This is a genomic window from Prevotella sp. 10(H), assembly GCF_000711235.1.
Taxonomy (GTDB): Bacteria; Bacteroidota; Bacteroidia; order Bacteroidales; family Dysgonomonadaceae; genus Dysgonomonas.
The window spans coordinates 854,611-867,214 of sequence record NZ_JOMI01000007.1; the positions used below are offsets into that span (position 1 = coordinate 854,611).

Annotated in this window: 11 protein-coding genes; 2 read left to right on the top strand and 9 right to left on the bottom strand. The window is 37.3% G+C overall.

The features are described from left to right. The first annotated feature begins 10 nt into the window (after positions 1-10). Complete coding sequence (locus K348_RS0115220) at positions 11-976, top strand: glycosyltransferase (protein WP_029906224.1); 966 nt, start codon at positions 11-13, stop codon at positions 974-976. After that, the gene (locus K348_RS0115225; RefSeq protein WP_029906226.1) at positions 973-1,776 is read left to right on the top strand and encodes a glycosyltransferase family 2 protein; all 804 of its coding nucleotides are present in this window, start codon (positions 973-975) and stop codon (positions 1,774-1,776) included. The genes K348_RS0115220 and K348_RS0115225 overlap by 4 nt, the downstream gene beginning before the upstream one ends. On the opposite strand, the gene K348_RS0115230 is transcribed toward K348_RS0115225, so the two are convergent. The 9 genes from K348_RS0115230 to K348_RS0115270 form a co-directional block, all read right to left on the bottom strand. Beyond that, positions 1,773-3,029, bottom strand: coding sequence for a glycosyltransferase family 4 protein (locus K348_RS0115230; RefSeq protein ID WP_029906228.1), 1,257 nt, complete (start codon positions 3,027-3,029; stop codon positions 1,773-1,775). The genes K348_RS0115225 and K348_RS0115230 overlap by 4 nt on opposite strands. Positions 3,030-3,052: 23 nt before the next feature. Further along, the gene (locus K348_RS0115235; RefSeq protein ID WP_029906230.1) at positions 3,053-4,168 is read right to left on the bottom strand and encodes a glycosyltransferase family 1 protein; all 1,116 of its coding nucleotides are present in this window, start codon (positions 4,166-4,168) and stop codon (positions 3,053-3,055) included. 15 nt (positions 4,169-4,183) lie between these two features. Beyond that, positions 4,184-4,939, bottom strand: coding sequence for a lipopolysaccharide kinase InaA family protein (locus K348_RS0115240; RefSeq protein ID WP_036930599.1), 756 nt, complete (start codon positions 4,937-4,939; stop codon positions 4,184-4,186). A gap of 4 nt (positions 4,940-4,943) precedes the next feature. Then, the gene (locus tag K348_RS0115245; protein ID WP_029906234.1) at positions 4,944-6,524 is read right to left on the bottom strand and encodes a peptide chain release factor 3; all 1,581 of its coding nucleotides are present in this window, start codon (positions 6,522-6,524) and stop codon (positions 4,944-4,946) included. A gap of 130 nt (positions 6,525-6,654) precedes the next feature. Then, positions 6,655-7,209 carry a hypothetical protein gene (locus K348_RS0115250; protein ID WP_029906236.1) on the bottom strand — a complete coding sequence of 185 codons (555 nt, stop codon included), beginning with the start codon at positions 7,207-7,209 and terminating at the stop codon, positions 6,655-6,657. 39 nt (positions 7,210-7,248) lie between these two features. Continuing rightward, positions 7,249-8,127, bottom strand: a complete 879-nt coding sequence (gene rfbD, locus K348_RS0115255) for a dTDP-4-dehydrorhamnose reductase (protein WP_029906238.1) — start codon at positions 8,125-8,127, stop codon at positions 7,249-7,251. Positions 8,128-8,201: 74 nt separating this feature from the next. Then, entirely contained in the window at positions 8,202-9,083 is an 882-nt protein-coding gene (fabD, locus tag K348_RS0115260) for an ACP S-malonyltransferase (RefSeq protein WP_029906240.1), read from the bottom strand. A 129-nt stretch (positions 9,084-9,212) separates the two neighbouring features. Continuing rightward, positions 9,213-10,802 carry an AhpC/TSA family protein gene (locus tag K348_RS0115265; protein ID WP_029906242.1) on the bottom strand — a complete coding sequence of 530 codons (1,590 nt, stop codon included), beginning with the start codon at positions 10,800-10,802 and terminating at the stop codon, positions 9,213-9,215. Between the two features lie 12 nt (positions 10,803-10,814). After that, positions 10,815-12,578 (bottom strand): TlpA disulfide reductase family protein, encoded by a 1,764-nt coding sequence (locus tag K348_RS0115270; protein ID WP_051697914.1) that lies wholly within the window; start codon positions 12,576-12,578, stop codon positions 10,815-10,817. Between the last annotated feature and the right edge of the window lie 26 nt (positions 12,579-12,604).

Consider the following 12,604-nt stretch of genomic DNA (forward strand, 5'->3'; position numbering starts at 1 on the left):
CGGCTGCTATATGGAAAATAAAACTCCGAAAGTTAGTGTCATCGTGCCGAATTATAATCACGAAAAGTATTTGAGGCAAAGGATTGAAAGTATACTTAACCAGACCTTTCAGAATTTTGAACTTATTCTGCTCGATGATTGTTCGACGGACAATAGCCGCGAAATAATTAGGGAATACGCCGTTTCGGAAAAAGTTACATATACAGTTTTCAATGACATAAATACAGGCTCTACTTTTGCACAATGGAGAAAAGGGTTATCTCTTGCAAGGGGGAAGTATATATGGATTGCCGAGAGTGACGATTATTCGGAACTTACATTCCTTGAAAAAATGGTTCCTCTTATTGAATCCGATCCTGATTGTAATATTACATTTTGTTGTTCCTATGCAGTAGACGAAAAAGGAAATATTTTATCTGACGACTGGGATAGGAACAGAGAAAAACCATATACTGTAAATCGTTTCGATGGAAAGGCATTTGTAAAGGCACGGATGTTGTTTAATAACAGTATCTATAATGCCGGAATGGTTTTGTTCAGACGTTCGGTATTGGATAAAGTAGGAGAGAAGTTTGCTGATTATCGCTATTGTGGCGACTGGTTTTTTTGGAGCCATGTTTGCATGCAGGGAAATGTAATACGGTATTGTGACAAATTAAACTATTTCAGGCAGCATTCCAATAAGGCTACGCCCCGCGCAAAGTCTGAAGGACTGATATTTACAGAGGGAAAGATTGTGATAGAAGACATGATAAAGAGTCTGGAACTTACTCCATTACAGGCTTCTATTATAAAAGGACGCTTTTTGAAACGTATTATAGCTTCTAAAGATTTTAAATCGGAAGAAGTGAAAAAAGATGTTTTAAAAGATGCAATGAATTATCTCAAAATCAGCAGATTGTCTGTACTTATGTACGGACTGGATAAATTGTTGAATTTTTCCTCATTAGATATACGAAAGAACAGATATTTATGAAGAATAAGCCTACAGTATCCCTTATAATTGCCACTTACAACTGGCCACAGGCATTAGAATTGTGCCTGATGAGCATTTCTAGTCAGACTATCCTGCCTGATGAGGTAGTGATTGCCGATGACGGTTCAAATAAAGAGACAACTGACTTCATTACAAAAGTGAGAAAGACGTTTCCATGCCCCGTTGTTCATGTTTGGCATGAGGATATTGGTTTTAGACTTACCGTTATACGAAATAGGGCAATAGCAAGGGCCTCGGGAGATTATATTCTGCAGATAGACGGTGATGTTATTCTTGAAAATCATTTTATCCAAGATCATCTGAAAATGGCTCTTGAGAATTGCTTTGCTACTGGAAGCCGTATTATGATGACAGAGGAGTTGAGTCATAAATTGCTTAAAGAAAAAACAACAAATATCACCCCTTTTACTAAAGGGTTGAGAAATAGACAGAATGCCTGTCGCCTCTCGTTACTTTCAAATTATTTCCGCTTCAGATACAAAAAAGATAGTCCTTATTATATGAAAGGATGCAATATGGCGTTTTGGAAAAAAGACCTCATCGCAGTCAACGGATATAACGAAGATATGACAGGTTGGGGATATGAAGACAATGAGATAGCTGCACGACTGATAAATTTAGGGATAAGAAAACAGTATCTTAAATTTGGGGGTATTGTTTATCACATATTCCATCCTTTGAGCAGTCACGACCGCAAAACGATAAATTCAGATATTTTCAAAAAAGCTGTGGAAAATAAGACGGTTTATTGTGAAAACGGATTGAATAAGTATCTCTAAGACTTACCTATATTTTCTATTACTTTAATGTATTTACCAATCACTACTTTCCAGTCATAATTGCCTTCGACATAGGATATTCCATTTTGAGCCATTGCCTCTTTTTCTTTTTCGTTCAATGTAGCAAGCTTGTACAGGGCTTCACAGAATTCCTTTTTATTGTAATAAAAATAGCCGGCATGGCTAAGCTCGATATGCTTTTTCAGAATGTCACAATGGCCGTTTGCCAGTACAGGTTTACCCATAGCCATAGCTTCTAATGTTACTATGGAAAGGCTTTCGTATGGGGAAGGAATAATGAGAGCTATGGCATTTTGTAAATAATGATATTTTTTCTGTTCACTTATAAAACCTGTATATATAATATCTTCGGAATTATCGACCTGTCCCATAAAGTTCTTACCAATGAGTACTAACTTAATATCATTATTGTATTGCTGTTTATAATATTTGAAATACTCAAACATTGTACTGCAACCTTTTGACTCATGTATTCGACCTATATACACAAAATAAGGAAAATTAATTTTTGGTTGTTCTTCGCTAGCCAATGATATTCTCGGTCTTTCACATCCTACTCCCACAATATCTGATATTGCATTTTTTGCAACAGGATGCAATTTCTCGACCCATTCTTTTTCCGATAAGGAATTATACATTATAAAACGTGCAGAAGCGAATACTTTATCGAAACTTATCAGGCATAGAGCGGGATCATCGTGAGCAATAGGTACAAGGATACTCTTGTTTGCGACCTCATTTATTCCGGTATATGTTGTGTAATGGTAATACAGAAAGAAAATGAAAGTATCGTAATTATTTTGGTTTTTCTTTATATACGTTATCAAATCGGGGGTATATGCTCCCTGTGTTTCAATCCAGTCTTCAAATATTCGATCGAAGTTTTTCTTACTTCTATATTTTATTTTTTTTACGGCAAGCTTTATGAAGTTTGGTAAAGAAAATCTTTCTCTTCTAAAGATGCTGTTCTTATGCAGATATCGAAATGTTTTATTTTCGTTCGTCTTATCTTTTTGCTGTGATTCGAACCGCAAAATCTTAACATCGTTAATTTTATCGTTGCCTTTGAGATAATATACACCTTGTGTCTGGCTATCGTCGTTTTCACATGAAGTAAGTACTGTAACATCGTATTTTTCATTCAGATGCTCGGCTACATTGCGTGCATGAAGTTCCGCTCCTCCGTTGATTTCCTTACCATACCTCGATATTACTACCGCTATCTTTTTCATATCCGAATTGTTGCTAGTATTAGTTATAACTCGGCATATAGTTTTTCATACACTTTCATGAGCGAAGATGTACAGTTTTCGTCAGAAAAACGTTCAACATATTTATATCCTTTAGTGACCATTTCTTTTCTTAATTGGTCATCAGCTAATAATCTTTTTATCTGTTGAGCCAGTTCGTTTTCATTACGTGGATCTACATATATAGTATGAGGGCCTCCGGATTCCTCCAGACATGACCCTGTTGCACCTATAACCGGTACACCGGAACTTTGCGCTTCGATAATAGGTATGCCGAATCCTTCATACAGGGATGGATATATAAATATCTTAGAAGATTGTAATATTGCAGGCAGATCGGTTAACGGTACATTACTTATGATATGAACACGGTCCGATAACCCGTTTTCCGCTGCATAATTTATAACATGTTGGGCATACTCCCTTTGTTTTCCTATAGCTACAAAATGTATGTCCGGTATTTGTTTCAGAGCCTTTACTATTAGCAAAATATTCTTCCTTTCCTCAATGCTGCCGATCGAGAGCAGGAAATTGTCAGGAAGGATATATTTCTTTTTTACCTCTTTCTTTTTCTGATCCTCGGAACATTCCTTGAAAACAGGGAAGCAACCCTGATAAACAACATCTATTTTAGCAGGATCGATGTCATAGAATTTTACGATATCACGTTTGGTACATTCGCTGACAGCAATAATCCTGTCAGCAACTTTGCATGCATATCTGGCTTTTACATTATATATTGTCCTATCGAATAAGGAGTAAAACTCAGGATATCTTAAGAAAATGAGATCGTGTATTGTAACTATAGTTTTAACCCCGGTCTTATTTACTTTGAAAGGTAATTCGTTACTTAGTCCGTGATATATATCTATACTCTCCCTTTTTATATCCTTTACGATACCCATCGTCCTCCAAAATGGCTTATGGGTATGTTTCAAAGAATAAACCGCCTCATCTTTATGTTTATCGTTTATCTTACTTTCATCCGGTAATTTGGGTATAAAAAGCTTATAAATATTATCAGGATAATATTTCATCAGATTAGAAATTACAAATCTGCTATAATTTCCTAATCCTGTAAAGTTAGATACTGCTCGTTTGGCATCAAATCCAATTCTCATAGTCAGGCGTTAATATTAACCAATATAAGGCGTTGTTCCGGGATGCTGTCTTGTATAAGTATCCCAGAATTTTTTCCGATATTCAAATGTTTTCTTCAAGCAGGCTGCTTCATCAAAGTTTCGGGCTTTTGCATATTCTTTTACGATGAAGCTTATCATTTCGTCACTTCCCCATAAGCGTCTGAAGTTAAAGCAGGCGGTATTGAGATTTATCGGCTTATCAAATTTCATTCTGTTCAGGTCTACGAGATAGAAGGTGTAGTTTCCCCCCTTTTTCTTATATAGTATATTCCCTGAAGAATAATCGAGATGTAATATTTGCTTTTCATGCAACAGAGCTGTATATAAAGCAAATTGTTTCAGCAATTCTTCCCGTCCGTTAATTACCCCATGCTGCAATTCACGCATCATGCCGTCAAATTCTTCATGTACTGATATATATAAACTGTATTTTAACAGATTATATTGTTTCAGTTCCATATAAGAAACCGGATCGGGAGTATGAAAACCTCTGTTTTTCAGCATGAAGGCGTATAAATAGGAGCGTTTGGCTTTTGACCGGCGGATTGTCGAATATGCTATCTGGTTTATAAACAGCGGCTTTTTGAATGATTTTACATTCAATTTAACTCCCTCCACATCAAAAGTTTTGATTATATTACGTCCGGAGTAAATTACTTCGCCCGATTGCAGAAAAGCTAACGGGAGCCCTTCTATAAAGTCTTCCAATTGGCTGTAATCTGCATTTATAACCATTTTTATTTTAGTCATAATCTTAAAATTCCGATGTGAAATGGAATTTAATATCTTTAAAATCCTGTTGCGCCATCATCAATACATAATTTGAGTCGGCAAGGAAAACATCCCGACCGTCTTTATCTAGTGCCATATATTGAGCTTTTCGCTTTCTAAAGTCCTCCAGTTGCTGTTTATTTTCGCTTTCTATCCAACATGCCTTAAACAAATTGACTGGTTCCCAACGACATTGCGCGCCATATTCATGTAACAGGCGGTATTGGATAACTTCAAATTGAAGTTGCCCTACAGTGCCGATAATTTTACGGCCGTTGAACTGATTGGTAAACAACTGCGCAACCCCTTCATCCATAAGTTGATCGATGCCTTTTTGCAATTGTTTTGATTTCATAGGATCGGCATTCTCGATATATTTAAACATCTCAGGCGAGAAGCTAGGCAGACCTTTAAAGTGGAGTTCTTCTCCTGAAGTCAGTGTATCCCCTATTTTAAAGTTCCCTGTATCAGGTAACCCTACTATATCTCCTGCATATGCTTCATCCACGGTTTCTTTTTTCTGTGCCATGAAAGCAGTAGGAGAAGAGAATTTAAGTTGCCGGTTCAGGCGTACGTGTTTATAGTTTACATTCCGTTCAAATTTGCCCGAACATATTTTTACGAATGCTATACATGAGCGATGGTTTGGATCCATATTCGCATGTATTTTGAAAATAAAACCGGTAAAATTACTTTCTTCTGGATTTACTTCACGTTCGATAGCTTCTACCGGACGTGGCGAGGGTGCAATCTGAACAAAACAGTCCAATAACTCCTTTACTCCGAAATTATTCAAAGCAGAGCCGAAAAATACCGGAGCTACCTGACCTTTCAGATAAGTATTTAAATCTAGCTCGGAATATACGCCGTCTATCAGTTCAATATCTTCTCTTAATTTTGCAGCAAGCTCTTCACCAATATGATTTTCCAGTTCGGGATTGTTTATATCTTTAAATCCAATAGATTCGGTAACGGTTTGTTTACTTGGAGTATACAGGTCGAGTTTTTCCTGAAATATATTATATACTCCTTTAAAACGTTGTCCGCTGTCGATAGGCCAACTCAATGGCCGTACGCCTATCTTCAATTCTTCTTCCAGTTCATCCAGAAGGTCGAAAGGATCCCGGCCGTCTCTATCCATTTTGTTGACAAATATCATAACAGGAGTGTGGCGCATACGGCAAACTTCCATTAGTTTGCGGGTCTGGGCTTCTACACCTTTTGCAGAGTCGACGACTATAATGACACTGTCTACTGCGGTCAATGTACGATATGTATCTTCAGCAAAGTCCTGGTGACCGGGCGTGTCAAGTATGTTTATCTTGTAGCCGTCATATTCGAATCCCATAACGGATGTAGCAACGGAGATTCCACGTTGCTTTTCTATTTCCATCCAGTCCGATGTGGCGGTTTTCTTTATCTTATTTGATTTTACGGCACCTGCTACGTGTATTGCTCCCCCAAAGAGCAAGAGTTTTTCGGTGAGGGTAGTCTTTCCCGCATCGGGGTGACTGATAATGGCAAAGGTGCGTCTCTTATGAATTTCTTTTTCCAGTTCGCTCATTAATTACTTTCTTATGAGATGCAAAAGTAATAAAAAAAGCGAAGACAATTTGTAATAATCTTCGCTTAGCTGATATATTTGTTTTTATTATTTATGTTTATCATTTTTACTGATAAGTAAGCCGGTTTTATTAATCGTTTATGAATTTGAATTCCGGTGTTATTTTATATCTTACTACTGCTGTATCTGCCCGTCCGTCGGTATCTTCGTCCATTTCATCATAAGTGTAATTGATGGTTTGCACAGTTATTTCATTGGCGTTTATTCGCGATGAAACTTCACTGTAATACTCTACCATATCTTCGTATGCTACGATAAGATTGTCTACAAGATTTCCATTCCTGTCATAACTGAGCAAATATTCGGAAACTTCCCCGTCTGAAATAATTTGTATTGTGATTATTTTACCGTTCTCATTTTTCAGCAAGGTTTGCCCGGTACTGAGGTCGTTACAGCCGTAACCTTCAAGACTTTCAACTTTAGCCAACTGAAGCTGATCATACTCTGATTGGGTCAGTCTTTTTATTTTAGTTATGTCGATGCTATTGAAATTTCCTTTTAATGAAATATCAGCCAAATCGATACGAAGCGGATTAAGTTCCATTTCGTAAAGATTTACTTGTTTTTTTTGACATGAAACGGGGAGGATAAATATAATAAGGGCAAAAAGATAAATCTTTTTCATTTCGGCGTTGTACAGATGAATTGTATATATAATTTACTACTATATAGATAACAATTCTCGCACACAAATGTTTAGGCTGTCTTCCCATTTGGGAATAGAAATTCCAAACGTAGCTTTTATTTTGCTTTTATCTAATACACTGTACTTTGGACGGGTGGCTTTTGCCGGGTATTGGTCAGTAGTTATAGGGCTAACCTTGCACGTTGTGATTCCGGCATCTTTATGTATGGCAAGAGTAAAATCGTACCAATTTGTAACTCCCTCATTGGAATAATGGTAAATACCGGATTCAAATTTATTTGATTCACTGTAGACCAGTATTTTCATTATCGTATCAGCCAGATCGGCAGCATTAGTGGGAGCTCCGGTCTGATCAGCTACAACATTTAAAGTATCACGTTCTCGGCCCAATCTTATCATTGTTTTCACAAAATTGTTTCCGAAGATAGAATACAACCATGCTGTACGGATAATAATACTTTGCGGGCATATTTTTAATAAAGCGTCTTCACCTTCTAATTTCGATTTGCCATATACCGATTGGGGATTTACTTTATCTGTTTCTATGTATGGTTTTGATGCAGTACCATCGTATACATAATCTGTAGAAATATGAATAACTTTGACATCGTTAGATGCAGCAGCAGAAGCTATATTAGCGACAGCATCGCGATTTATTTTATAGCACAGGTCAGAATCATCTTCAGCCTTATCTACGGCAGTATAGGCCGCACAATTAACAATATAATCGATATTGTTTTCTTTAAGATAGCCGTCTATAGCCTGCTGTTCAGTTATGTCCAACTCGGCTACATCCGTGAAGAAAAAACGAAAAGTGCTTTTATAGTTATCGGCTATTCGTCTTATTTCGCTGCCCAGTTGGCCGTTTGCTCCGGTGATAAGGATGTTTTTTTGCATAAATTCTGCTAAATCAAAAAATTATGAGTTACGAAAATTCATAACTCATAATTTATAACATATAATTATTCTTCTTACTGTTTTCCACTTGTTATTACATCAGAAGCTATTTTCTTAACAAGTCCCTGAAGTACATTACCCGGCCCTAGTTCAATAAAATCAGTTGCTCCGTCAGCTACCATATTCTGTACAGACTGTGTCCATTTTACCGGAGCAGTTAATTGGGCTATCAAATTGGCTTTAATTGTTGCCGGATCAGTTTCACCTTTTGTCGATACATTCTGATAAACAGGGCAGCAAGGTTCATTAATTGCTGTAGTATTAATAGCTTCCGATAATTCTACTTTGGCAGGTTCCATTAACGGCGAGTGGAAAGCACCTCCTACTTTTAACTTCAATGCACGTTTTGCACCTGCAGCCAGTAAAAGTTCGCAAGCCTTATCGATACCTGCATTAGAACCTGAGATAACGATTTGTCCCGGACAATTGTAATTAGCAGGAACTACCACTTCGTCAGTTATCGATGCACATATTTCTTCTACTTTTGCATCCGGTAATCCGAGAACTGCAGCCATAGTAGACGGGTTTAGTTCGCAGGCTTTCTGCATAGCCAGTGCGCGTTTGTATACCAGTTTAAGACCGTCTTCGAAAGACAGGGCGTTAGCAGCAACCAATGCTGAAAACTCTCCAAGAGAGTGGCCTGCAACCATATCAGGTTTGAAATCCGCCCCCATTGTTTTAGCCAATATTACAGAATGAAGGAAAATTGCCGGTTGGGTCACCTTAGTCTGGCGAAGGTCTTCGTCAGTTCCGGCAAACATAAGGTCTGTGATGCGAAATCCCAGAATTTCGTTTGCTTTCTCGAACATTTCTTTAGCAACAGGAGATGTTTCATACAAATCTTTACCCATTCCTACAAATTGAGCTCCTTGCCCCGGAAATACAAATGCTTTCATTTTCAATATTTAAAAGTTAAAATAAGCGATTAATTTCAGCCTGCAAAATTAGTAAAAAATAAAATATGATATCGTAAGATAAGGTAAAATAAAATATAACAGGGCGTTTCTGACTGCATTAGCGGATACTTATTCTTTGAGTTGTTCTTCAAGGAGTGATTTTATACCTTCGATCATCAGACCTTTTTCAATTATATTTCCGTCTTTATCTATAAGATATGTAGTTCCTGATCCGGTTAGGCCATAGGCTTCCCATACTTGCTCCTTATCGTGTTCTACAACAAGATTAACCCACGGGTATTTGTCCTTTTTTGCAGCAATTATTGCATGATTTATATTGTATTCACGGGCTACTCCGATAATGTTAAATCCCTTATCTTTATATTTTTCGTAGATAGGAATAAGCTCCATAGAGAAGCGTCTGCACGGACCGCATGTCGATTCCCACAGATCCAGTAAAGTAAGCTTTCCTTTCAATAGCTCTGAAAATTTTACTATATTACCGTTGAAATCCTGTGCCGTGAAATCGGTATACTTTGTTTTGATATTTGCACGTTTGCCTAATAATTTGTCGAACTGTCGGGTATAGATATGTTCAGGATATTTGCTTTTGTAAGTATTATATAGGGAAGCAGAATTTAAGATTTTCTCCCGATCACCATAAGACAAGAATCTCATCAGTTCGCTGTAACTAGCCATTGAAACATTGTTTTTTATATAATCAATAGTCCATTCTTCATACTCGTTATTCCGTTCTGTCATTTTTCTACTTAGGACTTGTGCTTCGGGTGTATAATATTCCCCATCTATCTCAAGCCTCATTATTTGCATGTAGAGGCTATCTTCGATATCTCTGGCTTTTGTTTCTTCAAACAATTTTTTCAAAGATGCAGCTTTTACTGTTAACCCTCTATTCTCGAGTTTATCCCATTCTTTCAATAATTCGCTCGGATCGAAAATAGAATCTCGCAGGGCATTAAAGTCCGTATAATCTTTATTTAACTTTCCACCTCTGATTTTATTTTCTTTATCTTTTTCCATGGGAAATAATTCCATTTCTACTTTCCCGTTTTCGGCAAAAAAGTATACAGGGCGCATTCCTCCTTCATATTCTTCATCATTGAACGATAGCATATACATTTGCTCTTCATCACAATTTAACTGATATTCGAATTTCCCGCTTCTAACAGGGATAATCCGTTTCTTATTCATTCGGGAACTGCCGCCCAATTCGTATAAGAATAGGGCTTTTGTATGAGGGCGATCAATTATAATTCCTGATATAAAACATTTTATTGGGGTGTCGGTCTTTTCCTTGTTTGTTTCTATACCAAGCAGGCAGTAGCCGTATTCCTGCTCGTTGATAAGGTCGAATGCCGTTTCAGATTTGTCGAGAGGTTCGAAATGAAATACGACGGGTATAATGCATGAGTCAGGCATAAGAATGGATTTATCCGGCTCTATTCCTTCTGTTTTTAGTACCTTATATATTTTACCTGATTTTCCTTTTAGGAAAGATCCGGATTTCATAACAATGTCTTCATTGGGTAAACCATATATACAACAATAGAGTATGGTTTCTGAATCTTTCAGTTCCAATTTATGTATATGAAAACGCTCGGTGTTACTGCTGCCTGTGTCGGGATTATCAATAATTCGGATTTGAGCCGACACCAGTGCTGATATAATCAGAAAGACAGCAATGAACAATAACCTCATATAATTTGATATTTACTTTTTTATTTTTTCGTTCAATATCGTCCTCACTTCTTCCGCGGTAGGATGCACTGCCAGAATAGTACCGTCTTTATCGACAAGGAAAGTTGAACCTCCGGCATTGCCAACTCCATACTTCTTCCAAATCTCATTTTTATCATTTAATTCCAAAAGATTGAGCCACGGATAATTATCTTTTTTTGCAGCATTGATACCGTTTTGGGCTTTTTCTTCACGGGCTACACCCACTATAGTAAATCCGTGATTTTTATATTCTTCGTAAATGGGAATCATACTTTTCGACAGGCGCCTGCATGGACCGCACCATGATGCCCACAGGTCTATAAGCGCTACATTGCCATCTATTTGTTGAGACAATGTTACAGGGTTCCCCTCAAAGTCGGGAGCAGTAAAATCAATATATTTTCCTCCGGGCTTTATGGAGAGGTGGCTATCTATAATTGTCGCCATCTCTTTTGTATAGGTGTGATCGGGATATTTTTTAGAGTAGATTGTATTATATAGACTGATATATTCTCCCGTTTTCCCATATGCTGAATGGTATATAGGATAAGTAGATAAAGATAATTTCATATTATGCAGCAACTGCTCGTAACTTACCAGCGATATATTATCTTTCATATAAAGTATTTCCCAGTCGCCTATTAATGCTTCTATTACAGAACTTTGTTTTACAAGGGCTTCGGCTTCGGGCGACATATGTTTCATCTCCTCTTGTAGCTTGTAAAATTGTTGCATTACTTTATTTCTTTCATCTTCATCTTTATCTTCTAGCTCTTCTCCTCTTCTCAGTAATTCTTTGGCTTCTTCGCTCAGAAAACGGTTTTCTTTATGTAACAAGGAACCCTTTTTGCGGATATCGGCTGAAGAGTCTATAATTTTACCGTTTTCACTTGATAATGCAGTTCTTAATTCTTGTGTATAGGCGTTATTGTCCAGATTATCCAAGTTTAAACTGTAGTCCGGCCTGGAGAAAAAATTATCAGCAACTTTTTCTATTTTTTTACCGTATTCTACATATTCTTTTGTCAATGGGCCGCCTTTTATTATATTCTTTTCATAAGCTTCCTCATAAGGATAAAGTTTCATTTCTATAGTTCCGTTTTCAGAGAAAAAAGGAACCGGAACCCATGAACCATCCATCATCTCATCCTTGAACGTCAGTTCGTAAACTTCAATCCCATCACAGTTTAGCTCGTGTTCGAATTTTCCGTTTTTAATCGGGATAACTATTCTATTTACACGGGCATCAGCGCCTTTCTTTTTAAGGTACAATAGATTGCTTTTCGGACGATCTATCACTTCGCCTTTTATCAGGCACTTTATAGGAGCCGAAGACATTGTTTTATAGGTTTTAACACCCGATATATTGGAAGGGTCTTTGTCGTCGCCCTGTATGAAATCGAAAGTATCGTCATCACTGTCCAGCGGTTCGAAATGCATGGTGAAAGCCATCGTTCCCGATTCGGGCATGTGGACCTTCTTATCCAGTTCGAATCCGTTGGAACGAAGTAATTTATACTTTTTGCCTGATTTGCCTTTCAGATAGCTGCCGGAGGGAACCATTACCCAATAACCGGGAGTATTATATGCATCGCAGTGAAGGACGGTTTCATTATTGTTCAATTCCAGTTTGTTGATAAAAACAAATTCAGTATTTGTGTTTTCCACATCAGGACGCTCTATTACCTTGGATTGAGACTGAATCGTTAGCGGAACAAGGGTAAAAAAAACAATAAGCAAGTGCAGGCATTTCATGATTTATCGGTATTTAAGATTTTAAC

Coding starts and splice junctions, on each gene's coding strand:
- K348_RS0115240 (WP_036930599.1), bottom strand. CDS start 4,939: ATGACTAAAATAAAAATGGTTATAAATGCAGATTACAGCCAATTGGAA.
- K348_RS0115270 (WP_051697914.1), bottom strand. CDS start 12,578: ATGAAATGCCTGCACTTGCTTATTGTTTTTTTTACCCTTGTTCCGCTA.
- K348_RS0115225 (WP_029906226.1), top strand. CDS start 973: ATGAAGAATAAGCCTACAGTATCCCTTATAATTGCCACTTACAACTGG.
- K348_RS0115235 (WP_029906230.1), bottom strand. CDS start 4,168: ATGAGAATTGGATTTGATGCCAAACGAGCAGTATCTAACTTTACAGGA.
- K348_RS0115230 (WP_029906228.1), bottom strand. CDS start 3,029: ATGAAAAAGATAGCGGTAGTAATATCGAGGTATGGTAAGGAAATCAAC.
- K348_RS0115265 (WP_029906242.1), bottom strand. CDS start 10,802: ATGAGGTTATTGTTCATTGCTGTCTTTCTGATTATATCAGCACTGGTG.
- fabD (WP_029906240.1), bottom strand. CDS start 9,083: ATGAAAGCATTTGTATTTCCGGGGCAAGGAGCTCAATTTGTAGGAATG.
- rfbD (WP_029906238.1), bottom strand. CDS start 8,127: ATGCAAAAAAACATCCTTATCACCGGAGCAAACGGCCAACTGGGCAGC.
- K348_RS0115245 (WP_029906234.1), bottom strand. CDS start 6,524: ATGAGCGAACTGGAAAAAGAAATTCATAAGAGACGCACCTTTGCCATT.
- K348_RS0115250 (WP_029906236.1), bottom strand. CDS start 7,209: ATGAAAAAGATTTATCTTTTTGCCCTTATTATATTTATCCTCCCCGTT.
- K348_RS0115220 (WP_029906224.1), top strand. CDS start 11: ATGGAAAATAAAACTCCGAAAGTTAGTGTCATCGTGCCGAATTATAAT.